The organism is Bacteroides nordii (genome assembly GCF_019930665.1).
In the GTDB taxonomy this organism is placed as follows: domain Bacteria; phylum Bacteroidota; class Bacteroidia; order Bacteroidales; family Bacteroidaceae; genus Bacteroides; species Bacteroides nordii.
In genome coordinates this window covers 3,553,147-3,575,940 of record NZ_CP082886.1, presented here as the reverse complement: position 1 = coordinate 3,575,940, position 22,794 = coordinate 3,553,147, and the positions used below count along the sequence as shown (strand labels likewise).

Annotated in this window: 22 protein-coding genes and 1 rRNA gene; 15 read left to right on the top strand and 8 right to left on the bottom strand. The window is 42.8% G+C overall.

Annotated features, from left to right (window positions below):
• Nucleotides 1-56 precede the first annotated feature (56 nt).
• A 5S ribosomal RNA gene (rrf, locus tag K8P02_RS14130) occupies nucleotides 57-167 on the top strand.
• 119 nt (nucleotides 168-286) lie between these two features.
• Here rrf and K8P02_RS14125 read toward each other — a convergent pair.
• Complete coding sequence (locus tag K8P02_RS14125; RefSeq protein ID WP_002562592.1) at nucleotides 287-1,159, bottom strand: NAD kinase; 873 nt, start codon at nucleotides 1,157-1,159, stop codon at nucleotides 287-289.
• 103 nt (nucleotides 1,160-1,262) lie between these two features.
• Here K8P02_RS14125 and K8P02_RS14120 point away from each other — a divergent pair, with 103 nt between their 5' ends.
• From K8P02_RS14120 to folE, 14 genes are all read left to right on the top strand, one after another.
• The gene (locus K8P02_RS14120) at nucleotides 1,263-1,976 is read left to right on the top strand and encodes a pyridoxine 5'-phosphate synthase (RefSeq protein ID WP_007486882.1); all 714 of its coding nucleotides are present in this window, start codon (nucleotides 1,263-1,265) and stop codon (nucleotides 1,974-1,976) included.
• Nucleotides 1,976-2,698, top strand: a complete 723-nt coding sequence (locus tag K8P02_RS14115) for a MotA/TolQ/ExbB proton channel family protein (RefSeq protein WP_002562590.1) — start codon at nucleotides 1,976-1,978, stop codon at nucleotides 2,696-2,698. The genes K8P02_RS14120 and K8P02_RS14115 overlap by 1 nt, the downstream gene beginning before the upstream one ends.
• An 8-nt stretch (nucleotides 2,699-2,706) precedes the next feature.
• On the top strand, nucleotides 2,707-3,126 hold the full coding sequence (locus K8P02_RS14110; RefSeq protein WP_002562589.1) for an ExbD/TolR family protein: 420 nt from the start codon (nucleotides 2,707-2,709) through the stop codon (nucleotides 3,124-3,126).
• A complete protein-coding gene (locus K8P02_RS14105) occupies nucleotides 3,126-3,965 on the top strand; it encodes an energy transducer TonB family protein (protein WP_002562588.1) in 840 nt (279 codons plus the stop codon). The genes K8P02_RS14110 and K8P02_RS14105 overlap by 1 nt, the downstream gene beginning before the upstream one ends.
• Nucleotides 3,966-4,033: 68 nt before the next feature.
• The gene (locus K8P02_RS14100) at nucleotides 4,034-4,585 is read left to right on the top strand and encodes a DJ-1 family glyoxalase III (protein ID WP_002562587.1); all 552 of its coding nucleotides are present in this window, start codon (nucleotides 4,034-4,036) and stop codon (nucleotides 4,583-4,585) included.
• A 4-nt stretch (nucleotides 4,586-4,589) separates the two neighbouring features.
• Complete coding sequence (locus tag K8P02_RS14095) at nucleotides 4,590-5,252, top strand: 2-C-methyl-D-erythritol 4-phosphate cytidylyltransferase (protein ID WP_002562586.1); 663 nt, start codon at nucleotides 4,590-4,592, stop codon at nucleotides 5,250-5,252.
• A complete protein-coding gene (recG, locus tag K8P02_RS14090; protein ID WP_025868150.1) occupies nucleotides 5,245-7,341 on the top strand; it encodes an ATP-dependent DNA helicase RecG in 2,097 nt (698 codons plus the stop codon). Before K8P02_RS14095 ends, recG begins: the two co-directional genes overlap by 8 nt.
• 221 nt (nucleotides 7,342-7,562) lie before the next feature.
• The gene (gene ndk / locus K8P02_RS14085; RefSeq protein ID WP_025868149.1) at nucleotides 7,563-8,027 is read left to right on the top strand and encodes a nucleoside-diphosphate kinase; all 465 of its coding nucleotides are present in this window, start codon (nucleotides 7,563-7,565) and stop codon (nucleotides 8,025-8,027) included.
• A gap of 18 nt (nucleotides 8,028-8,045) precedes the next feature.
• Nucleotides 8,046-8,927: a M23 family metallopeptidase gene (locus K8P02_RS14080; RefSeq protein WP_025868148.1), complete on the top strand. Its 882-nt coding sequence runs from the start codon at nucleotides 8,046-8,048 to the stop codon at nucleotides 8,925-8,927.
• A 109-nt stretch (nucleotides 8,928-9,036) separates the two neighbouring features.
• On the top strand, nucleotides 9,037-9,579 hold the full coding sequence (locus K8P02_RS14075; RefSeq protein ID WP_007486889.1) for a DUF1599 domain-containing protein: 543 nt from the start codon (nucleotides 9,037-9,039) through the stop codon (nucleotides 9,577-9,579).
• Nucleotides 9,569-11,017 carry a BT_3928 family protein gene (locus K8P02_RS14070; protein WP_025868147.1) on the top strand — a complete coding sequence of 483 codons (1,449 nt, stop codon included), beginning with the start codon at nucleotides 9,569-9,571 and terminating at the stop codon, nucleotides 11,015-11,017. The genes K8P02_RS14075 and K8P02_RS14070 overlap by 11 nt, the downstream gene beginning before the upstream one ends.
• A gap of 64 nt (nucleotides 11,018-11,081) precedes the next feature.
• Nucleotides 11,082-11,837 carry a triose-phosphate isomerase gene (gene tpiA / locus K8P02_RS14065; protein ID WP_002562580.1) on the top strand — a complete coding sequence of 252 codons (756 nt, stop codon included), beginning with the start codon at nucleotides 11,082-11,084 and terminating at the stop codon, nucleotides 11,835-11,837.
• Nucleotides 11,838-11,928: 91 nt separating this feature from the next.
• Entirely contained in the window at nucleotides 11,929-12,375 is a 447-nt protein-coding gene (locus K8P02_RS14060; RefSeq protein ID WP_025868146.1) for an SPOR domain-containing protein, read from the top strand.
• 7 nt (nucleotides 12,376-12,382) lie between these two features.
• Entirely contained in the window at nucleotides 12,383-12,964 is a 582-nt protein-coding gene (gene folE / locus K8P02_RS14055) for a GTP cyclohydrolase I FolE (RefSeq protein WP_002562578.1), read from the top strand.
• Between the two features lie 88 nt (nucleotides 12,965-13,052).
• Here the strand turns inward: folE and dnaG are convergent, their stop codons facing one another.
• From dnaG to K8P02_RS14020, 7 genes are all read right to left on the bottom strand, one after another.
• Nucleotides 13,053-15,068, bottom strand: a complete 2,016-nt coding sequence (gene dnaG, locus K8P02_RS14050) for a DNA primase (RefSeq protein WP_002562577.1) — start codon at nucleotides 15,066-15,068, stop codon at nucleotides 13,053-13,055.
• 109 nt (nucleotides 15,069-15,177) lie between these two features.
• Nucleotides 15,178-15,951 carry a prephenate dehydrogenase gene (locus tag K8P02_RS14045; protein ID WP_002562576.1) on the bottom strand — a complete coding sequence of 258 codons (774 nt, stop codon included), beginning with the start codon at nucleotides 15,949-15,951 and terminating at the stop codon, nucleotides 15,178-15,180.
• Nucleotides 15,952-16,054: 103 nt separating this feature from the next.
• Nucleotides 16,055-17,116: a bifunctional 3-deoxy-7-phosphoheptulonate synthase/chorismate mutase type II gene (locus K8P02_RS14040; RefSeq protein WP_025868145.1), complete on the bottom strand. Its 1,062-nt coding sequence runs from the start codon at nucleotides 17,114-17,116 to the stop codon at nucleotides 16,055-16,057.
• A 102-nt stretch (nucleotides 17,117-17,218) separates the two neighbouring features.
• Complete coding sequence (locus tag K8P02_RS14035) at nucleotides 17,219-18,403, bottom strand: pyridoxal phosphate-dependent aminotransferase (protein WP_025868144.1); 1,185 nt, start codon at nucleotides 18,401-18,403, stop codon at nucleotides 17,219-17,221.
• A complete protein-coding gene (locus K8P02_RS14030; RefSeq protein ID WP_002562573.1) occupies nucleotides 18,378-19,226 on the bottom strand; it encodes a prephenate dehydratase in 849 nt (282 codons plus the stop codon). Before K8P02_RS14030 ends, K8P02_RS14035 begins: the two co-directional genes overlap by 26 nt.
• A 526-nt stretch (nucleotides 19,227-19,752) precedes the next feature.
• Nucleotides 19,753-20,712 carry a tetratricopeptide repeat protein gene (locus K8P02_RS14025; RefSeq protein ID WP_002562572.1) on the bottom strand — a complete coding sequence of 320 codons (960 nt, stop codon included), beginning with the start codon at nucleotides 20,710-20,712 and terminating at the stop codon, nucleotides 19,753-19,755.
• 124 nt (nucleotides 20,713-20,836) lie between these two features.
• On the bottom strand, nucleotides 20,837-22,747 hold the full coding sequence (locus tag K8P02_RS14020) for a RecQ family ATP-dependent DNA helicase (protein WP_025868143.1): 1,911 nt from the start codon (nucleotides 22,745-22,747) through the stop codon (nucleotides 20,837-20,839).
• Between the last annotated feature and the right edge of the window lie 47 nt (nucleotides 22,748-22,794).

The window sequence follows — 22,794 nt, the reverse complement described above, 5'->3', positions numbered from 1 at the left end:
TATATACGTTTAGTTCTTTTTGACTGAATTGCTTTTTGTACACATGTCTACCTTCTTCAGGTGACTATAGCATCAGGGTTCCACCTCTTCCCATTCCGAACAGAGAAGTTAAGCCTGATCACGCCGATGGTACTGCGTAACAGTGGGAGAGTAGGTAGTCGCCGTTTTTTGAATCCCCCTTTCGTCAAGATGATTGATGGAAGGGGGATTCTTTTGTTGGTGGTGGTGAAACTCTGTGGTGAACCAGCGTAAACACCGCTTGGCGAACTTCCCCGTGCGGGAAGCACTATATTCTGTTATCGGCTCCCCACATCAGTTTAGATCGTAAGGTGTCGAAGAAGATATGGTCGTAGCGTTTTACTACTTTGATAGCGTAAGGAGCTTTTCGGATTGTTAGTCGTGTTGTTTCTTTACATGTTTCGCTTCGTCCGTCTATGGCTACGAGGAAATTGTGGCTACGACTTTCCACATCAAGGGTTAACTCCCAATCATCACAAATAACAATTGGACGTACGTTAAGACTGTGTGGAGCTACAGGAGTAATGGCTATTGTTTTGGAATGCGGTACAATGATAGGTCCCCCTACGCTGAGTGAGTAGGCCGTAGAACCTGTAGGTGTTGAAATTATTAATCCATCTGCCTGATACGTAGTGAGGAAAGCTCCATTTATCGCTGTTCGTATGCTGATCATTGATGAGCTATCGCGTTTTAATATTGCAATTTCATTAAGTGCATATGGAGAGCATTGTAAGTGTTTGTCATCACATATCAGTTGAAGTACACTACGTTCTTCCACGCTATATTGTCCTGTATGTATTTCATTAAAGGTCTTCTCCATCTCTGCCGGAGATATATCAGCAAGAAATCCCAAACGTCCGGTATTGATTCCTAGAATCGGAATGTTCTTGTCGCCAACTCTGCTGGCTGCTTTCAGAAAAGTTCCGTCTCCACCAATGCTGATAACCATATCGGCCGAAAAGTTATTGCCATCAAACAATCCGGCAGGATGGATGTTCAATTTCATATCCGATACCAGAAAGTGATAAAATTCTCTGCACAGGAATATTTCAGCATCGTGTTCTTCCAGAATGCGGAATAATGTTTCTGCGTGTGATGATTTTTTGGCTTGATACGTATTTCCGAAGATAGCAAATTTCATATGTAACATCATTAGTTAGGATGCAAATTTGGCATTTTTTTTCGGGATTGCTGTTATGGTGTTACTAATATTTGTATTTTTGCAGCAAACAATTCATGTAATGATGACTAGATTAAGTGTGAATATAAATAAGGTGGCTACCTTGAGGAATGCCCGCGGTGGAGATGTTCCTAATGTGGTAAAGGTGGCACTGGACTGTGAGGCTTTTGGAGCGGACGGAATAACTGTTCATCCCCGACCTGATGAACGACATATCCGTATGGCTGATGTATATGATTTACGTCCGCTATTACGAACAGAATTTAATATTGAAGGGTATCCTTCTCCCGAGTTTATTGATCTTGTGTTGAAGGTAAAGCCTCACCAGGTAACTTTAGTTCCTGACTCTCCTTCTCAAATTACCTCCAATTCCGGTTGGGATACAAAGGTTAACTTTGATTTTCTGACAGAGGTACTTGATGCGTTTAATACTGCCGGGATTCGTACTTCTGTATTTGTATCCGCTGATGCGGAGATGATTGAATATGCAGCTAAGGCTGGTGCTGATAGAGTAGAACTTTATACAGAACCTTATGCTACTGCTTTTTCTAAAGATCCGGAGGCTGCTGTTGCTCCTTTTGTTGAAGCTGCTAAGGTGGCACGTAAACTGGGGATTGGGCTGAATGCCGGACATGATCTTAGTTTGGTGAATTTGAATTTCTTTTATAAAAACATTCCCTGGCTGGACGAAGTTTCTATTGGACATGCATTGATAAGTGATGCGCTTTATCTGGGACTCGAACGTACTATCCAGGAATATAAAAATTGTCTTCGCTAATGAATACACTTCTGTTATTGGCCCAAGGGGCCGCAAGTATGGCTGATTCTCTGGCAACAGCCAATCCGGTACTTACACCTGTAGATGCTCCGGCAGAGATGAATATGCTTGATATGGCTGTGAAAGGTGGCTGGATTATGATTGTACTGGCTGTACTTTCAGTAGGATGTTTCTATATCCTGTTTGAACGTATGTACGCTATTCGGAAAGCGAACAAGGAAGATCCGATGTTTATGGATAAAATAAAAGATTATATTCATAGCGGAGAAATTAAGTCTGCCATAAACTATTGCCGTACTGTAAATACTCCTTCCGCTCGTATGATTGAGAAAGGAATAAGCCGTCTTGGTCGTCCGGTAAACGATGTACAGGCAGCTATCGAAAATGTAGGAAATATCGAAGTGGCTAAACTGGAAAAAGGATTGCCTGTAATGGCTACGATTGCAGGTGGTGCTCCGATGTTGGGTTTTTTGGGTACGGTAACCGGTATGGTACGTGCTTTCTATAATATGGCCAATGCAGGTAGCGGAAATATTGATATAACGTTGCTATCGGGAGGAATTTATGAAGCAATGATTACTACAGTGGGTGGTTTGATTGTTGGTATTATTGCTATGTTTGCTTATAACTATCTCGTAATGTTAGTAGATCGTGTGGTAAACAAAATGGAATCAAAGACAATGGCTTTTATGGATTTACTCAATGAGCCTGCTCAGAAATAACTATTAATATGGCATTAAAACGAAGAGCTAAAATATCTCCTAACTTTAGTATGGCATCCATGACGGATGTTATATTTCTGTTGCTGATTTTTTTTATGATTACTTCTACTGTGGTATCTCCGAACGCTATTAAAGTGTTACTTCCGCAAGGAAAACAGCAGACTTCAGCGAAGCCTCTGACACGGGTGATTATCGATAAGGATCTGAATTTTTATGCGGCTTTCGGTAGTGAGAAGGAACATTCTTTAACGTTGGACGAATTGACACCTTTTCTGCAAAGTTGTGCAGAGAGAGAACCGGAAATGTTTGTCGCACTTTACGCAGACGAAACAGTGCCTTACCGTGAGATAGTGAAAGTTCTGAATATAGCGAATGAGAATCATTTTAAAATGGTGCTGGCTACACGCCCACCTGAAACAAATAAATGATGGACGGAAAGAAAAAGGGTGAATACATAGGAATGTTGGGTGCATTGTTGGTGCATGTAGCTATTATTGCTCTTTTGATTCTGGTGAGTTTCACTCTCCCCAATAATCAGGATGAAGGTGGTGTGCCCGTAATGATGGGGGATGTAGATGCTTCGTTAGGAAATTATGATCCTTCTACAATGGTAGATGTAGATGTTCTCCCTCCGGAGGATGTGCCGGAAGTGGTAGAATCACAGGAAACCGTGGAGCAGGAGATGATAACGCAGACAGAAGAGGAAACGGTTGTCATAAAGCCTAAGGTTGAGCCTAGAAAGGAAAAGCCTGAAGTGGTGAAGAAGCCCGAGAAAACTGCTGCTGAGAAGGCTGCAGAGGCAAAAAAACTTGCTGAAGAAAAAGCAGAACGAGAACGGAAAGCTGCTGCAGAAGCCGCAGCAAAACGAGTTTCGGGAGCTTTTGGTAAAGGTGCTCAGATGGACGGAAGTAAAGGAACAGCCAATAGTGGTACAGGTGTAGAAGGCAGCAAAGATGGTAATTCGTCGTCCGGAGCTAAAACAGGTGCGGGGGGCTATGGAACATTTGATCTTGGTGGACGTTCTATAGGAGAAGGAGGTTTACCTCGTCCTGTGTACAATGTTCAGGAAGAAGGCCGTGTAGTAGTTTCTATTACTGTGAATCCGGCCGGGCATGTGATTGCCACAAGTATTAATCGGCAGACGAACACGGTAAACACTGCATTGCGCAAAGCAGCGGAAGATGCTGCCAAAAGAGCTCGCTTTAATGCTGTGGAGGGTGTGAATAACCAGACAGGTACTATAACGTATTACTTTAATTTGAGATAAATAATTAACCAATTAACGCGCCAGCCAATTGGTGGATAACTGATTGGTGTTGGCATATTATTTAGAGTATGGGAACTGTATATGCTTTTTTCGCAGACGGATTTGAAGAGATTGAAGCCTTCACCGCTATTGACACGCTGAGACGTGCCGGATTGAATGTAGAAATTGTATCTGTGACTCCAGATGAGATTGTTGTTGGTGCACATGATATTTCGGTACTTTGCGATGTTAATTTCGTGAACTGTGACTTTTTTGATGCTGATCTGTTATTGTTGCCTGGTGGTATGCCCGGTGCGGCTACTCTTGACAAGCACGAGGGGTTGCGCAAACTGATTCTGAGTTTTGCAGAGAAGAACAAACCGATTGCAGCCATTTGTGCAGCACCTATGGTACTTGGTAAACTCGGCCTGTTGAAAGGGCGCAAGGCGACTTGCTATCCAAGTTTTGAGCAATATCTTGACGGAGCTGAATGTGTTAATGAACCGGTTGTAGTAGATGGTAATATTATTACAGGTATGGGACCGGGTGCTGCTATGGACTTTGCATTGGCTATTGTAGAAAAACTCGAAGGTAAAGAGAAAGTAGAAGAATTGGTAGAGGCAATGTGTGTAAGACGCTGATGCTATGACTCATACTGTCTTGATTGTTGCCGGTGGTAAGGGATTGCGTATGGGGAGTGATCTTCCCAAACAATTTCTTCCTATTGGTGGAAAACCTGTGTTAATGCATACCATTGAAGCTTTTCATCATTTTGACAGGACGATGAAAATCATTCTTGTATTGCCCCAAGAGCAGCAAACTTACTGGCAGGAACTCTGTGCAAAGCATTCATTTGTTATTGAACATACTGTTGTTGACGGAGGTGAAACACGTTTTCATTCTGTGAAGAATGGCTTGGCTTGTGTTAACTCCGGGTTGGTGGGAGTACATGATGGAGTACGTCCGTTTGTTTCTCCGGAAGTTATAAAACGTTGCTATGAACTGGCTGCTATAAAAAAAGCAGTAATACCGGTAATTGATGTGGTAGAAACAGTACGTCATATAACAGAAACAGGTAGTGAGACGGTAAGTCGTAATGATTATAAATTAGTTCAGACTCCGCAGGTATTTGATGCAGAACTTTTGAAACAAGCTTATGCACAGGAGTATACTCCTTTTTTTACTGATGATGCTTCCGTTGTGGAAGCAATGGGAGTTTCTGTTTGTCTGGCAGAAGGGAACCGGGAAAATATAAAGATTACCACTCCTTTTGATTTGAAAATAAGTAGTGCTCTGGTGAATGTTTGATTTAACTACACGTGACATAAAATATATATCCGGCGTAGGGCCACAGAAGGCGGGTGTACTCAACAAAGAGTTGGAGATATATTCCGTGCACGATCTTATTTACTATTTTCCTTATAAATATGTTGACCGTAGTCGTATTTACTATATCCATGAGATAGATGGAAATATGCCCTATATTCAATTAAAAGGGCAGATACTGGGTTTTGAAACTTTTGGTGAAGGTCGTCAGCGTAGATTAGTGGCACATTTCTCTGACGGAACAGGAGTGGTAGATTTAGTGTGGTTTCAGGGAATCAAATTTATCATAGGTAAATATAAAGTTCACGAAGAATACATTGTATTTGGCAAGCCGACTGTCTTTGGCGGACGTATCAATGTGGCACATCCCGATATGGATAAGATATCCGAACTAAAGCTTACTGCTACCGGCTTGCAGCCTTATTATAATACAACGGAGAAGATGAAGCGTAGCTTCCTCAATTCTCATGCAATAGCCAAGATGATGGCGGCTGTGCTTCAGCAAATGCAAGAACCGCTTCCTGAAACTTTATCTCCTAAGATCCTTGCTGGTCATCATTTGATGCCATTGACAGAGGCTTTGCGTAATATTCATTTTCCTGTCAATCCGGAACTTCTGCGTAAGGCACAGTATCGTTTGAAATTTGAAGAGCTTTTTTATGTGCAACTCAATATTCTACGCTATGCCAAAGACCGTCAGCGGAGATACCGGGGATATGTTTTTGAAGTTGTCGGTGACGTATTCAATACGTTTTATTCCCGTAACCTTCCTTTTGAACTTACCGGTGCGCAGAAACGTGTATTGAAAGAAATTCGTCAGGATGTCGGGTCCGGGCGGCAAATGAATCGTTTGTTGCAGGGTGATGTGGGAAGTGGAAAGACGCTGGTAGCGTTGATGAGCATGTTGATGGCGCTTGATAACGGTTATCAGGCATGTATGATGGCTCCTACGGAAATACTAGCCAACCAGCATTATGAAACGATAAAGGAGTTTCTTTTCGGTATGGATATTCGCGTAGAATTACTTACTGGCTCGGTGAAAGGTAAAAAGCGGGAGGCTATTCTTTCCGGTTTGCTCACCGGAGACGTTAATATACTGATCGGTACCCATGCCGTTATTGAGGATACTGTCAATTTCTCATCTCTTGGTTTTGTGGTTATAGATGAGCAACATCGTTTTGGTGTAGCACAACGTGCCCGTTTGTGGAGTAAAAATGTACAGCCTCCTCATGTACTCGTGATGACGGCCACCCCGATTCCCCGTACGTTGGCGATGACCTTGTATGGAGATCTTGATGTTTCCATCATTGATGAACTGCCTCCTGGCAGGAAGCCTATCTCTACTGTTCATCAGTTTGATAACAGGAGGGAAAGCCTTTATCGGTCTGTCCATAAACAGATTGCCGAAGGACGCCAGATTTATATTGTTTATCCGCTTATAAAAGAGAGCGAAAAGATTGATTTGAAGAATCTGGAAGAAGGTTATTTGCAGATTTGTGAAGAGTTTCCTGAATGTAAAGTCTGTAAAGTTCACGGGAAAATGAAACCTGTCGAGAAGGACGAACAAATGCAACTTTTTGTATCGGGAGAGGCACAAATAATGGTGGCCACTACCGTTATTGAAGTAGGAGTAAATGTACCCAATGCTTCTGTTATGATTATTGAGAATGCTGAGCGTTTCGGATTATCACAGCTCCATCAGCTTCGTGGTCGTGTGGGGCGTGGTGCCGAACAGTCTTATTGTATTCTGGTGACAAATTATAAACTTACTGAGGAAACCCGCAAACGACTTGAAATCATGGTACGTACTAATGACGGTTTTGAAATAGCGGAGGCTGATTTGAAATTGCGTGGTCCGGGAGATTTGGAGGGTACCCAGCAAAGTGGCATTGCTTTTGATTTGAAGATAGCTGATATTGCCCGGGATGGTCAGTTGTTGCAATATGTCCGTAATGTTGCACAAGAAATTGTTGATATCGATCCGGAAGCTCGTAATCCGGAGAATCAGATATTGTGGCAGCAGCTTAAAGCACTTCGTAAGACGAACGTTAACTGGGCTTCTATAAGTTGAAAAAAACGGTTAAACATACAGCTTATTTGCAAAACATGCTGCAAAACATATTTCTTATTATTTCTCCTATTTATAGGACTTTAGAACCTCTTTCCCTTACTATTTGCTTTTCGGATTACGAAAAAAAGTTAAGGAAGTACCTTGTTTTTCGTCGGGAAATGCTATCTTTGGAAGAATTTTATAATAAATGTGCCATTTAACACTTTGAAAGAAGTCATCTTATGATTGAAAAAACGTTAGTCATCTTGAAGCCATGTACCGTTCAGCGGGCGTTAATCGGTGAAATACTTCATCGTTTTGAACGTAAAGGTTTACGTTTGGCTGGTATGAAGATGATGAAGTTGACAGACGAAGTATTAAGTGAACATTATGCCCACCTGAGTGCAAAGCCTTTCTTTCAGCGTGTGAAAGATTCTATGATGACAGCTCCTGTTGTCATTTGTTGCTTCGAGGGGGTGGATGCAATTCAAACTGTCCGTACGTTGGCTGGTCCTACTAACGGGCGTCTGGCAGCACCGGGAACTATTCGTGGGGATTACAGTATGAGCTTTCAAGAGAATATAGTTCATGCTTCTGATTCACCTGAGACCGCGGCAGCCGAATTAACCAGATTCTTTAAACCAGAAGAGATATTCGATTACAAACAGGTGATATTTGATTATCTGTATGCAAATGACGAATATTAATTGAATTGACGAAAACGAATGAATTTCAATTGTATTAAAACCGTAATGATTGCCGCAGTGGCTATGGTCAGCCTGAACTCTTTTTCTCAGGACTTGATCGCCCGGCAGGCCCCGATTGACAAGAAATTAAAAACTGTAGACTCTTTGGCATTGCAAAAGCAGATTCGTGCCGAACAAGCTGAATATCCCGCATTAAGTCTTTATCCGAACTGGAGTAATCAGTATGTGCATGCTTACGGAAAGGATGTTATCATTCCCGAAACTTACACTATTGACCTGACCGGTTTCCATATGCCTACTCCAAGCACACGCATTACTTCGCCTTTCGGTCCTCGTTGGAGAAGAATGCATAACGGTCTTGACCTTAAAGTGAATATTGGTGATACAATCGTAGCTGCTTTTGATGGAAAGGTACGTATTGTTAAATACGAACGTCGTGGGTATGGTAAATATGTAGTCATTCGTCATGATAATGGGTTAGAGACTGTGTACGGACATTTGTCTAAGCAATTGGTTGAAGAGAATCAATTGGTAAAAGCCGGTGAAGTGATTGGTCTGGGTGGTAATACCGGACGTTCTACAGGTTCACATCTTCATTTTGAAACCCGTTTCCTGGGTATTGCTATTAATCCGGTTTATATGTTTGACTTCCCGAAACAGGATATCGTAGCAGATACATATACATTCAGAAGATCTAAGGGTGGTGCAAGCAGTAAGACTGGTGCTCATGATGCTCAGCTGGCAAGTGACGGAGCCATCAGATATCATAAGGTGAAGAGTGGAGATACCTTGTCTCGTATTGCAAAATTGCGTGGTGTTTCTATTAGTACACTTTGTAAGTTAAATCGTATTACTACTAAGACGATTCTGCGTCCCGGACAAGTTTTACGCTGTTCATAAGAGAAATATATTTATTTATAGTGCAAGTAGCCGGACAATGTATGATTGCCCGGCTATTTTTTTCTTTTTTCTTCGATTATTGTTACCTTTGCGCTCTATTTGTAAGGAAATGAAAGATACCAAGCAACAATTTGAGCATGTCACCGCTTTGTGCCGTGACCTATTTTCCAAGAAGCTGCACGATTACGGTCCTGCGTGGCGCATTTTGCGTCCGGCTTCTGTTACTGACCAGATTTTTATAAAGGCCAACCGGATTCGTAGCATTGAAACAAAAGGTGTGTCATTAATTGACGAAGGCATTCGTTCAGAGTTCATTGCGATTGTCAATTATGGTATTATCGGATTGATACAGTTAGAACTTGGTTATGCCGATTCTGCTGATATCAGTAATGAGGAAGCAATGGTTCTTTATGATAAATATGCAAAGGAAGCTTTGGAACTAATGCTTGCTAAAAATCATGATTACGATGAGGCGTGGCGAAGTATGCGTGTCAGCTCCTATACCGATTTGATTCTAATGAAGATTTACCGTACCAAGCAGATTGAGAGCTTGTCAGGTAATACATTGGTGTCTGAGGGAATTGATGCAAACTATATGGACATGATTAATTATTCCGTTTTTGGTTTAATTAAAATAGAATTTGAAGACTAAGAATTTACATATCATTCAAAAGACGTGGACGAATGCCTGCCGTTTCCTACTGGCAGCAGCATTTATATTTTCCGGATTTGTGAAAGCTGTTGATCCGCTGGGGTCACAGTACAAGATACAAGACTATCTGGAAGCTTTTGGTATGATATCGTGGTTTCCTTCTTTTTTCCCTTTGTTGGCAGCAGTTATTCTGTCAGCTATAGAGTTTTCGGTAGGGGTTTGCATGTTTTTTGGTATACGGAAAACTACGACCACAATTCTTGCTTTGCTCATCATGCTGTTCATGACTCCGTTGACTCTTTATTTGGCATTGAAGAATCCGGTTTCAGACTGTGGCTGTTTTGGCGATGCATGGGTATTGACTAACTGGGAAACTTTCGGCAAGAATATTGTGTTGTTGATTGCAGCTTATTCTACGTTCCGGTGGAAGAAACAGATTATACGTTTCATTTCGGCAAAGACAGAGTGGTTGGTGTCATTGTATACTGTATTATTTGTGTTTGCTCTTTCATTTTATTGTCTCGCACATTTGCCTATTCTGGACTTTCGTCCCTATAGGATAGGAAATAATATTCTTGCAGGGATGGAAATACCGGACGGAGCAAAGCCAAATGTTTATGAAACTACTTTTGTTCTGGAAAAGAATGGTGAGAAGAAGGAGTTTACACTTGATAATTACCCGGATAGTACCTGGACGTTTGTAGATACACGTACGGTTCTGAAAGAGAAGGGATATGAACCCTCTATTCACGATTTCTCATTATTGGAACAGAGTACAGGTGAGGATATCACTGATAAGGTGCTGACTGATATCGGTTATACTTTTTTGTTGGTGGCGCACCGGATAGAAGAGGCGGATGATAGTAATATAGACCTTATTAATGAGATATATGATTATTCGGTTGAAAATGGTTACGGCTTTTATTGCCTAACTTCTTCACCGGAGGAAGAGATAGAACTTTGGCGTGATAAGACCGGGGCAGAGTATCCGTTCTGTCTGGTGGATGATATCACCCTGAAAACAATCATTCGTTCCAATCCGGGGTTGGTACTGATAAAGAATGGTACAATTCTGAATAAGTGGAATGATGCCGATTTACCGGATGAATATGCGTTGACCGATAAGTTGGAAAAACTGGAAGTGGGTAAGCTGAAGAAGGTAAGTGATGTGCATACTATCGGATATGTATTTCTGTGGTTTGCTATACCGTTGCTACTTGTGTTAGGACTGGATATTCTGGTCGTAAAACGTAGAGAAAAGAAAGGAGAAGCGCTGAGAAAAAGAAATGCCGAATTGTTAAAGGTGCTTCCCGCACGGGGAGGTTCGGCAGGCGATGATGGTGCTAATCATGCTGAGGAGAATAATTTGATAAACCAGGATCTGGTTGATAAGACTGATAAACCGGGTCACTCAGATAAACCGGGTCACTCTGGCTAACTTCAATCGTCTAATTGTAAATTGTTTAATCGTAAATATATTAACCCTTTTAATAAAAAACAAAATGAGAAAGAACATTGTTGCAGGAAACTGGAAAATGAACAAAACCCTCCAGGAGGGTATTGCTCTTGCAAAAGAATTGAATGAAGCATTAACAGCTGATAAACCTAATTGTGATGTAGTAATTTGCACTCCGTTTATTCACCTTGCTTCTGTTACTCCTATTGTAGATGCTGCTATTATCGGTGTAGGTGCAGAAAACTGTGCAGACAAAGTTGAAGGAGCTTATACAGGTGAAGTTTCAGCTGCTATGGTTGCTTCTACTGGTGCAAAGTATGTAATCTTAGGTCACTCAGAACGCCGTGCTTACTATGGTGAGACTGTTGAAATCTTGAAAGAGAAAGTGAAATTAGCTTTGGCTAACGGTCTGACTCCGATCTTCTGTATTGGTGAAGTGTTGGAAGAACGTGAGGCGAACAAACAGAATGAAGTAGTTGCTGCTCAGTTGGCTTCTGTATTCGATCTGTCTGCTGAAGATTTTGCTAAGATCGTTTTGGCGTATGAGCCGGTTTGGGCTATCGGTACAGGTAAAACTGCTACTCCTGCTCAGGCACAGGAAATTCATGCATTTATCCGTTCGGCTGTTGCTGAAAAATATGGTAAAGAGATTGCTGACAATACTTCTATTTTATACGGTGGTAGTTGTAAGCCTTCTAATGCTAAAGAATTGTTCTCTAACCCGGATGTTGACGGTGGATTGATCGGTGGTGCTGCTTTGAAAGTTGCTGACTTCAAGGGTATCATTGACGCATTCAAATAAGAACATGAGATAGGGTTATAAGGTTATAAAGTTATAGGGTTATAACTTTATAACTTTATAACTTTATCACCCTATAACTTTATATTGCCTTATGAGAAAACTTGGTTTACTTTTGTTGTTGTTTGCTTTTGTCGGTGCAATGCAAGCCCAGAATATAGTGAAGAGTCTGGAACGAAATGTTCCCGGACAGGGCAAGGTGACTATCCACCAGGATCCTCGTATTGAGGCATTGTTGGGAACGGAACATACTGCTACCGGAGAGCAGAAAGTACTTAAAGCTTCTGGTTTTCGTGTGCAGACGTATGCCGGTAATAACACCCGTCAGGCAAAGACTGAGGCCCATAATGTGGCAGCGAAGATAAAAGAGTTCTTCCCGGAATTGCCTGTTTATACCCCTTTTAATCCTCCCCGCTGGCTATGTCGTGTCGGAGATTTCCGTAGTATTGAAGAAGCAGACGCCATGATGCGCAAATTGAAAGCAACCGGCGTATTCAAGGAAGTTTCTATTGTTAAAGATCAAATAAATATCCCTTTATAATTTCATTATGTTAGGAAAAGAAGAAATTGTCTCTCCGGCTTTGGAGGATTTGAAAAGTCACTATCGCAGTATTATTACTTTATTGGGCGAAGATGCCGAAAGGGAAGGGCTTTTGAAAACTCCCGAGCGTGTAGCCAAAGCCATGCTCAGTTTAACAAAAGGATATCATCTGGATCCTCACGAAGTGCTTCGTTCTGCTAAGTTCAAGGAGGAATATAGCCAGATGGTGATAGTGAAAGACATTGATTTCTTCTCTCTCTGTGAACACCATATGCTTCCGTTTTATGGAAAGGCACATGTGGCTTATATTCCCAATGGCTACATCACGGGGTTGAGTAAGATTGCCCGTGTAGTCGATATCTTCTCTCATCGTCTGCAGGTGCAGGAGCGTATGACATTGCAAATTAAAGAATGTATTCAGGAAACTCTCAACCCATTGGGAGTAATGGTTGTGGTAGAAGCCCAGCATATGTGTATGCAAATGCGTGGTGTGGAGAAACAAAACTCAATAACAACTACATCTGATTTTACCGGAGCTTTCAATCAGGCTAAAACCCGGGAGGAATTTATGAATCTGATAAACAGGTAAGCAGTGATTAGCGGGGTAGTGATTAGTACCATGCGGTATAATAGCGCAGCCACTAATCACTCATCATTAATCACTACTGCACTAATCCCTATCTTAGCACCACTCTATCTCCAAGTCTTTTTGCCATCAGACTTTGGATTTCTTTCATCTCTTTGTAGCGTTGCATAAGGGCAGCGCATTTCTCATCATCGTCTTCGTTGGCAGGATCTTGCAGGGCATACATGATGTGCTTCAGCTCTGCTGCTACAATTGCATTCTTAAAGTTTATCATCAATGTAGGAACCAGTTCAAAGAGGCGTTCCTCGTCTGTAACTATTTTCTGTGTTTTGGAGTGAAATTTACTCAGTTGATACCGGTCACTTGCCAGTTCGGTAGCAATGGAACTGATTTCCGGATCGGAGTGGGCTATAAAATAGCGTTCGGCTATAAATCCGGGATTATGGATATGGGATGCTGCTTCTGTAAGGATACGTCGGTGCAAGGGATTGTGAAATGCGAGTTCATCTTCTTTTAAGTCATGAACGATGTATTCAATCACACTGACCGGAGTTTCCTGTCCCTCTTCATCCTCCATGTTGCACATTATCTTTTCCCCATAGCGCACTATTGCCTGAAGAATCAGCCGTTCGTACCGATAAAACTCCTGGCCTTCTTTTCCTTCCTGGGGGATGTAAGACTGATAAGAATCTTCCAATTCGTCAGGTGGGAAAGGAGGAGGGAAATCTCCATTTTGCATTTCTGCCGGAGCGCCGGATGAATTGTTAGCGTTGAGTATCGGTTTATTCTCTTTTTCGGCTTGTATTTCTCTTCGTTTGGCAACTTCCGAAACAAGTAGTTTATCTTCTACCCGCAACAATTGTCCGCACTCTTTGATATACACATCGCGCACAATTGCTTCCGGGATCACTGAGATGCTTTGTACGATGTTATTAATGAGTTCTGCCCGTTTGATCGGGTCTTTACCGGCATCTTCCAGCAGTAGGTTGGTCTTGAAACGAATAAAGTCGGTTTCATGTTCCTTGATGAACGCCTGGAATTCTGTAGCATTGTGTTTCCGGGCAAAGGAGTCAGGGTCGTCACCATCGGGTAGAAGGCAGACCTTAATATTCATTCCTTCTTCCAGCAACATATCAATACCACGGATGGAAGCCTTGATACCAGCCATGTCGCCATCATAAAGTACGGTAATGTTGTTGGTAAAGCGATGGATCAAACGGATTTGCCCGGGAGTTAATGAGGTTCCTGATGAAGCAACAACATTTTCCACTCCCGACTGATGCATGGAGATAACGTCCGTGTATCCTTCTACAAGAAAACAACGGTCTTGTTTTACAATGGCCTGCTTTGCAAAATAGATACCGTAGAGTTCATTACTTTTATGATAGATTTCGGACTCCGGAGAGTTGACATACTTGGCGAGCTTTTTGTTCTCTGTACTGAGTACGCGCCCTCCAAAAGCTACGACTTTTCCCGAAAGTGTATGTACGGGAAACATTACACGCCCCCAAAAGCGGTCGCGCAGACGCCCATCATCTGTTTCGTAACAAAGCCCGGTCTTGACAAGGTATTCCTTTTTGAATCCTTTGCGTATAGCCTCTTGTACCAATGCGTCATGACTCTCGGTACTGAAACCAAGCTGAAATTTTTCAATGATATCATCCCGGAATCCACGCTGGCGGAAGTAAGCCATACCGATGCTTCTCCCATCTACATGGTTTTTCAATATATTCTGGAAATAGTCGCGGGCGAAGTTATTAACGATAAACATACTTTCGCGTGTACTTTGCGCCTGCTTCTCTTCATTGGTCAGTTCCCGTTCTTTTATTTCGATGTTATACTTCTTAGCCAGGTATTTTAGTGCTTCGTAGTATGACATTTGTTCGTGTTCCATGACGAAATGCACTGAATTACCACCTTTGCCACAGCTAAAGCATTTGCATAGCCCTTTTGAGGGGGAAACACTAAAAGAGGGGGTTTTTTCATTATGGAACGGGCACAAGCCTACATAGTTCACACCGCGTTTTCGTAGCGTGACGAATTCGGATACCACATCAACGATTTGTGCAGCATCGAGTATACGGTCTATGGTTGCCTGATCTATCATGGATTCTCCTTTGTTTTTTAGCGGATACAAAGTTACTATAAAATTAGCCCTTATCAAAAACTTATTTGATAAGGGCTGATTAATTTTTCTCTAAGATCTCTTTTACAGGTTATTTGATCTTTTCCCGTATCTTAGTCAGATACTTTTTCATGCCTTCGGCGTCTTTATTCTCTATTATCTCTAAAAGATTTTTTAGTTCTGTCCGTATATTGGCCACTTGTGCCGGAGTGCGGGGATTGAAAAGAATCTCTTGCAACAGATAATCGTCTTCACTCAAAAGACCTTTGGCAATGGCCATATGTTTCTTGAAAGTGGTTCCCGGGGCTTCCTGATGCTTCATGACAGCAGCGAACACAAATGTTGAAACAAATGGTATGGAAAGTGAATAAGCCACTGTCTCATCGTGTTCGTCGAATGTATATTCAAAGATATTCAATCGGAGACTGTTGTACAGATCCTTGAAGAATACTTTTCCTAAATGGTCACTTTCGCTGATGATAATAGCACTTTCGCTACTCAGATTGCTGAGGCTGGCGAAGGTAGGACCAAACATCGGGTGGGTAGATACATAGCGGAAACCGCTCTCTTCATAGAATTTTTTCAGTCCGGTTTTTACGGAAGCGATATCACTAAGTATACAGTCTTTAGGTAGTGCAGGCAGGATTTTACGAAAAGCATCCAGCGTATACTTCACTGTTGCTGCGTTGATAACCAGTTCCGGTTCGAAGTCTTTAATCTCTTCCAGCGTAGTGAAGCGATAGGTGTTATAAACAAAGCGCAACTGGTGTGGGTTGACGTCAAACACGGCCGTCTCGTGCTGAAAACTCAGTATATCAGTGAAAAAAGAGCCCATCTTGCCGGCTCCGAGAATTAAAATTCGCATGTGATTAGTGATTAGCGATTAGTGATTAGTGATTAGTGAGGGGGGGTAGTGATTAATCATTAGCTGCTAATCATTAATCACTATCCCGCTAATCACTCACTAATCATTTATTAATAATTTCCATTTGCTGACGAACCGATTCTTCGTGTATCGCTTCGAATATTCTTTTCATGAATTCTCCGTCCATACCGCATTGTTCACCTTGTGCACCGCGTTTCTCAAGAATTTCATTGTAACGTCCTCTTTGAAGCACCGTGATATCGTGCTCTTTTTTGTACGTGCCGATTTCGCGGGCTACGCGCATACGTTTTGCCAGTTCCTGAATGATGTTATCATCACATTCGTCAATCTGTTTGCGGAGTTGGCTCAGGTTTTCGGTAGTCTGAGTCTCTTTACGGATAACGAGTAAGTTCAGGATATAATCCAATACGTCTGGTGTAACTTGTTGTGAAGCATCACTCCAGGCACAATCCGGATTGCAGTGACTTTCTACAATTAGTCCGTCGAAATTGAGGTCCATTGCTTGTTGGCAGAGCGGAGCTATCAGTTCGCGTTTACCTCCAATGTGACTTGGGTCGCAGAAGATGGGCAATTCCGGTAGACGACGGCGCAGCTCAATGGGGATATGCCATTGCGGCAAGTTGCGGTAGAGTTTTTTGTCATAGCTACTGAAGCCACGATGAATAGCCCCCAAGCGTTTCAGGCCCGCATTATTGATACGTTCCAAAGCACCAATCCAAAGTTCAAGATCGGGGTTTACCGGATTCTTTATCAATACAGGGATGTCTACACCTTTCAGTGCATCGGCTATTTCCTGTACGGCAAATGGGTTGGCAGTCGTACGGGCACCTACCCATAGCATGTCAATGCCTGCTTTCAGGCACTCGTATACATGTTTGGCTGTAGCTACCTCGGTAGATACATACATGCCTGTTTCTTTTTTTACTTCTTTCAACCATGCCAGTCCGTCAACACCTACACCTTCGAAACCACCCGGTTTGGTACGGGGTTTCCAGATTCCGGCACGAAATATTTTCATTCCTTTGGCTGCCAACTCTTTGGCGGTAGTCATCACTTGTTCTTCTGTTTCTGCACTACATGGGCCGGCTATGACAACGGGTCTTTTTGCTTCGATGCCCGGCAGTAAAATTGATTCGAGTTCCATAATTGAATAATGTGCCAATATGCCAATGTACTGATGTGCCAATTGGCTGGCGCTTTAATTGGGTTATTATTTATTTTTCTATTATTCTCTATTATAATTGCCTTATTGGCATATCATTTTAATTCGTTCCAGCGCTTCCGCCAGTTTTACATCTTTGCAGCAAAGAGAGATACGGATGTATCTTGCTCCGTTACTTCCGAAGATGAATCCCGGAGTGATAAATACACGCGCCTCGTGAAGTATTTTTTCTGTCAGTTCTTCTACATCGGCATATGTATCGGGTATTTTTCCCCAAAGGAACATGCCCACTTGTTGGTCGTCATAAGTACATCCCAGCGTTTTCATGATTTCCCCTGCCAGGTGGCGGCGGTTACGATAGTTGTGGTTGTTCCCTTCGTACCATTCGGTATCGGCTTCCAGCGCTTTGGCAGCAGCCAGTTGCATGGCGCGGAACATTCCGCTGTCTATATTACTCTTCACTTTCAGTATCCACTGTACAAATTGTGCATTGGATGCGAGCATACCGATACGCCAGCCCGGCATATTGTGGCTCTTACTCATGGAGTTGAATTCGATGCAACAATCTTTAGCTCCCGGTACGCTGAGAATACTCAAAGGACGATCATTCAGGATGAAGCTGTAAGGGTTGTCGTTCACTATAACAATACCTTTACGACGGGCGAAATCTACCAGACGTTCATACATCTCCATGGTGGCATTGGCTCCTGTCGGCATGTTGGGATAGTTGGTCCACATCAGTTTTACGCGACTCAGATCCATCTTTTCCAGTTCATCGAAGTCGGGCATCCAGCCGGCATCTTCTTTCAGATTGTAATTTACGACTTCTGCACCCAGGATTTTGCTGAGTGAAGTATAGGTAGGATAGCCCGGATTCGGTACTAACACCTGTTCACCCGGATTAACGAAAGCCAGGGTTACGTGCAAGATACCCTCTTTTGAACCTATCAGTGGCTGTATTTCCGTAGCGGGATCCAGTTCAACGTTGTACCATTTCTTATACCAGCCGGCAAAACCTTTGCGCAATTCCGGGATACCTACGTAAGGTTGGTAACCGTGTCCGTTCGGGTTTTGTGCTTCGTTGCACAGTGTTTGGATCGTCTCTTCGGAGGGAGGCATATCAGGACTTCCGATTCCTAAGCTGATCACATCTTTACCTTCTGCATTCATTTGCGCTACTTCTTTCAGCTTTTTAGAGAAGTAGTATTCGCTTACGCTGGCCAGCCGATCGGCGGGAGCAATGTTATATGTTTGATTTACCTTCTGCATATTCGCCTAATATTTTAAGTTCTTTGGTTAGTGGTGTGATCGCGGTGATTGATTGTTTATATCTCAGATAGTCGTTGAATGACACATCTACATAAAACTGATATTCCCATTCCCTTCCGATGATGGGGAGTGATTGTATTTTAGTCAGGTTGATGTTGTAGAATGACAGGATAGAGAGCACTTGTGACAGACTGCCTTCTGTGTGTGGCAAAGTGAATACCATGCTTGCCTTATTGATTACTACTGAGTGGTGGCGGCTGAGTTCGTCTACTTGCCAGGGATCGGCTACTATCAGGAAACGGGTGAAGTTGTGTTTGTTTGTCTCAATACTTTCTTGTAGAATTTTCATTCCATAACGCTCGGCGGCTACTTTGGAACAGATGGCGGCATGTCCTTTCAGATCCCCTTCTTTTATCATTTCGGCACTGCGGGCGGTGTCTTCGCCTTCTACCACTTTGATATTGGGATGTTGTTGCAGGAATTCGCGGCACTGCATAAGCGCGATGGGGTGGGAGTTGACTTCTGTGATGTCACTCCAATCTTCCTCGGGCAGGCAGACGAAGCAATGTGAAATACGCAGTTTATGTTCGCCGATAATCTGTGTACCACTTTGACGCAGTAATTCGTTGTTGTGCAGCAGGCTTCCTGCTATGGTATTTTCAATAGCTAACATGCCGATTACCTGGCTGTCTTTGCGGATGGCCTTAAACACGTCTTCAAAAGTAGTGCAGCAGATTAATTCTATTTCTTCTCCTTCGAAGTACTTGTGAGCGGCGATATCGTGATACGAGCCGAGTGTTCCTTGAATTGCTATCTTTTTCATTCCTTCTTAATGTGTATTATATAAAAAAATCCCGCGTCCATAATGGAGCGGGATTCATATGATTGATTCTTTCCTTTCAGTCCTTAAGCATCACTGTCACTTGATACATACAAACTCCCGCTCTACTTTCTGGCCAAAGTAAAAGTAAAAAAAGAAGTAATATGTAAAATTAAATACGTTCATACTAACAGTGCTTTTGTTCTAATTCGGGGACAAATGTAATACTTTTCTTTTAAATGCAAGCAAAAAGAGACTTTTTTTTGCATTGTAAAGGCTAATATTAAGAGTTTGTTATGATTCGCTGTGTTTTGGTTACTGTTAATCCGGATATAAATCAAACTGCACTATGTTTCTATGGCACACAAGATGAGACAGATCGAACGGATGACAACGGATCAGATTTTCTTTTTCCCTGATTACCAATAAATAAAATAAAAAGATCCGTTATCATCCGTTTTATCCGTTTCATCCGTGTGCCATAGAAAATACAAAGCCATTTAGCTCGTTTCCGGATAAGGAAAGCACACTATAATCCTAATACATTGGTTGATGAGGCTGACTGGTTATTAAATTGTCCGTTCAGATTTTCTCCCTCTTTGGGATTGATCTCAAGCGCTTTCTTCATATCTTCTATGGAACCATCTTTATCGCCATTCAGCAATTTGGCACGGCCGCGTTCGTGATAGGCTGCTCCGAAATTCGGATTCAGTTCTATGGCTTCGTCGAAAAGACTGATAGCTTCGGTTAGTTTTTTCTGAGTGATAAAGAGTTGACCTAGATAGAGGTATGCCTGTTCATTAAAGGGATTCATCTCGGTGACTTTCAAGTAATCGGTTTCTGCCTCTTCGGGAGCTCCTTCTGCTTCTTTTAGTTTACCATGCAGCAGGATAGCTGCCTCTTCATCCGGGCTCTGAGTCAGAATTGCGGCTATATCTTCAGCAGATTCTTTGAGCTGATTCATCTTTAGCAAAGCTTCGGCGCGTAACAGGCGTGCTTCGGTGAAATCGTCTTTTAACACAATGGCTTTTGTCAGGTGGGCAATGGTCATGAGGTCATCATTCATACCCATCATAGCTTTTCCCAGCAGGAAATGGGCAACTGCATTACCTTCCTCTATCTGAATAGCTTTGCTTGCCGCAGCCTGCATTGCCTGATAGTCTTCTTGCATATAGCATACGTTGGCTATAGTAAGATATGTACTGGTCAGTTCGGGTTCAAGTTCCACCATGCGATTCAGTATTTCACGGGCTTTGTCCAGTTCGGCAGATTGTATGTAGAGCTGGCTGAGGTATCCCAATGTTTCGAAGTCTTCCTCGATAGCAAGGGCTTCGGTGAAGCATTTTATGGCATAGTCCGGTCTGCCCATACGTTGAGCACGCAATCCGTCATATTTGAATATCTCAAAGTTCTTTTGTGCAGCTTTCTGCTTTTCGCTTTCCGGGCTTTCGGACTTTCCCGAAAAGAAAGATTTAAAGAAGTTCGGCATGATTTATGATGTTATAATGTTATAAAGTTATAGTAGCTACAATCCGCAACACTATAATTTGCAAATTTATAACTTTTATAACTCTATCGCTTTATAGTCCTGTAATTTTTACAACTCTATAACATTATAACCCTATAACCTTACTCAACATTCCATCCTCTGTTTTTATTATTTCCTCTTCCAATAAATATTGAATGACTTGTGCCAGTATGTTTTTATCTTCTTCCATTCGTTTGCTGACTTCTGCGGGAGTCAGAGGGCGCTCTTTCAGTAAATCCAGCAGTTTTTCCTTTACTTCTTCGAAGGTATTGTCTGACAAGTCTTTACTGGCTTTCCCGCTGAGGCATACGTCACACTGCCCACAGTTATGTTCATTTTTCTCACCGAAGTAACGGAGAAGCATACGGCTACGGCAGGCAGTTTCGGAGGTGACGTATTCTACCATTGCCTCGATACGGGCTACGTATCGTTTCTTACGTTCTTCGTATACGGATGGCGGGATATGCAGGCGGTCAGGTTCTACCCGTTCGCGCGTGTATATTATATAAGGTGTTTTCTTACGAGGAATATAGTCAATAATGCGACGTTTGGACAGCATCATTAGCAGATTGTATATCTGCGAACGTGTCAACCCGGTACGCAGGCTCAATGCTGTTTCGCTGATGTAAGCGTAATCCGTGAAGATCCCGGTATACGAACGAAGGACGGTTTGCATCAGTGCTTCTGCCTCTTTACCCATTTCGCGAAGCTTATACAGTTCATCGCGACGGATGGTAAAGAGGATACGTGAGGCGTTGTCCTGTTCATCGGTATATTCTATGTACCCTGCCTGGGTCAGTATTTTCAAAGCACTGTCTGCCGGAACCGGAAAATGCTTGAACTTGCGGCAGAATTCCTCCAGGTTGAATTCCTTTGTACAGTCGAGTCCGTCTCCCATTGCCATCTGATAATAATATTGCAGATGTTCATATACCTTTATGATATAATCCTTATCAGGGAAGGTGTCCGGGACCCGTTTGTGGAGGGCCGTTTTGTCCAATGAGGTGTGGAGAATAACGGCGTATGCCTTTTCTCCGTCGCGTCCGGCACGTCCTGCTTCTTGAAAATAGGCTTCGGGAGAGTCGGGCAGATCGAGATGGATTACCAGACGTACATCGGGTTTGTCAATGCCCATTCCGAAAGCATTGGTTGCTACCATCACACGGCATTCGCCGCTTTGCCAGCGTTTCTGGCGGATATCTTTGACGGCATTGTCTAGTCCGGCATGATAGAAGTCGGCGGTGATACCTTCGTTGATAAGCAATTCAGTGATTTCTTTGGTACGGCGACGACTACGAACGTAGACGATAGCGCTTCCCTGCATCCGTTGAAGAATATGTAGTAGTTCGGCCGTTTTGTTATCTACCTTGCGTACGATATAGGCAAGATTCTTTCGCTCGAAGCTCATCCGGAAAACGTTTTCTTCCTTAAACTTCAACCGGCTTTGGATGTCTTTTACTACTTCCGGTGTGGCTGTGGCAGTGAGTGCCAGTACGGCTACTCCGGGCAATAGTTCGCGTATATCGGCTATCTTCAGATAGGCAGGCCGGAAGTCATATCCCCATTGGGAGATACAATGGCTTTCGTCTACCGTAATCATGCTGATCTTCATGGCACGGAGTTTCTGTTTGAAGATGTCCGTGTCCAGTCGTTCCGGTGAGATATAGAGGAATTTATAATCGCCGAAGATACAGTTTTCCAGCGCAATAAGAATTTCCTGCCGCGTCATGCCCGAGTAGATGGCTACAGCTTTGATCCCCCTTTGACGGAGATTCTGCACCTGGTCCTTCATCAGGGCGATGAGTGGAGTGATAACGATGCACAAACCCTCTTTGGCGAGTGCCGGGACCTGGAATGTAATGGATTTCCCACCACCGGTAGGCATTAATCCCAGTGTATCACGCCCTTCGCCAATACTATTGATAATCTCCTCCTGTACACCACGGAAGGAGTCATAACCCCAGTATTGTTTGAGTATATCGCGGTAAAACACCATTTTGATTTACGATTAGACGATTTACGATTAGACGATTTACGATTAGA

Bases quoted from the DNA above. Each gene is read 5' to 3' on its own strand.
- K8P02_RS14075 (WP_007486889.1), top strand. From the start codon at position 9,037: ATGAAAGATACCAAGCAACAATTTGAGCATGTCACCGCTTTGTGCCGT.
- K8P02_RS14030 (WP_002562573.1), bottom strand. From the start codon at position 19,226: ATGAAAAAGATAGCAATTCAAGGAACACTCGGCTCGTATCACGATATC.
- ndk (WP_025868149.1), top strand. From the start codon at position 7,563: ATGATTGAAAAAACGTTAGTCATCTTGAAGCCATGTACCGTTCAGCGG.
- K8P02_RS14120 (WP_007486882.1), top strand. From the start codon at position 1,263: ATGACTAGATTAAGTGTGAATATAAATAAGGTGGCTACCTTGAGGAAT.
- K8P02_RS14125 (WP_002562592.1), bottom strand. From the start codon at position 1,159: ATGAAATTTGCTATCTTCGGAAATACGTATCAAGCCAAAAAATCATCA.
- K8P02_RS14100 (WP_002562587.1), top strand. From the start codon at position 4,034: ATGGGAACTGTATATGCTTTTTTCGCAGACGGATTTGAAGAGATTGAA.
- K8P02_RS14035 (WP_025868144.1), bottom strand. From the start codon at position 18,403: ATGCAGAAGGTAAATCAAACATATAACATTGCTCCCGCCGATCGGCTG.
- K8P02_RS14115 (WP_002562590.1), top strand. From the start codon at position 1,976: ATGAATACACTTCTGTTATTGGCCCAAGGGGCCGCAAGTATGGCTGAT.
- K8P02_RS14020 (WP_025868143.1), bottom strand. From the start codon at position 22,747: ATGGTGTTTTACCGCGATATACTCAAACAATACTGGGGTTATGACTCC.
- K8P02_RS14040 (WP_025868145.1), bottom strand. From the start codon at position 17,116: ATGGAACTCGAATCAATTTTACTGCCGGGCATCGAAGCAAAAAGACCC.
- K8P02_RS14110 (WP_002562589.1), top strand. From the start codon at position 2,707: ATGGCATTAAAACGAAGAGCTAAAATATCTCCTAACTTTAGTATGGCA.
- K8P02_RS14025 (WP_002562572.1), bottom strand. From the start codon at position 20,712: ATGCCGAACTTCTTTAAATCTTTCTTTTCGGGAAAGTCCGAAAGCCCG.
- folE (WP_002562578.1), top strand. From the start codon at position 12,383: ATGTTAGGAAAAGAAGAAATTGTCTCTCCGGCTTTGGAGGATTTGAAA.
- tpiA (WP_002562580.1), top strand. From the start codon at position 11,082: ATGAGAAAGAACATTGTTGCAGGAAACTGGAAAATGAACAAAACCCTC.
- K8P02_RS14060 (WP_025868146.1), top strand. From the start codon at position 11,929: ATGAGAAAACTTGGTTTACTTTTGTTGTTGTTTGCTTTTGTCGGTGCA.
- dnaG (WP_002562577.1), bottom strand. From the start codon at position 15,068: ATGATAGATCAGGCAACCATAGACCGTATACTCGATGCTGCACAAATC.
- K8P02_RS14080 (WP_025868148.1), top strand. From the start codon at position 8,046: ATGAATTTCAATTGTATTAAAACCGTAATGATTGCCGCAGTGGCTATG.
- recG (WP_025868150.1), top strand. From the start codon at position 5,245: ATGTTTGATTTAACTACACGTGACATAAAATATATATCCGGCGTAGGG.
- K8P02_RS14095 (WP_002562586.1), top strand. From the start codon at position 4,590: ATGACTCATACTGTCTTGATTGTTGCCGGTGGTAAGGGATTGCGTATG.
- K8P02_RS14105 (WP_002562588.1), top strand. From the start codon at position 3,126: ATGGACGGAAAGAAAAAGGGTGAATACATAGGAATGTTGGGTGCATTG.
- K8P02_RS14045 (WP_002562576.1), bottom strand. From the start codon at position 15,951: ATGCGAATTTTAATTCTCGGAGCCGGCAAGATGGGCTCTTTTTTCACT.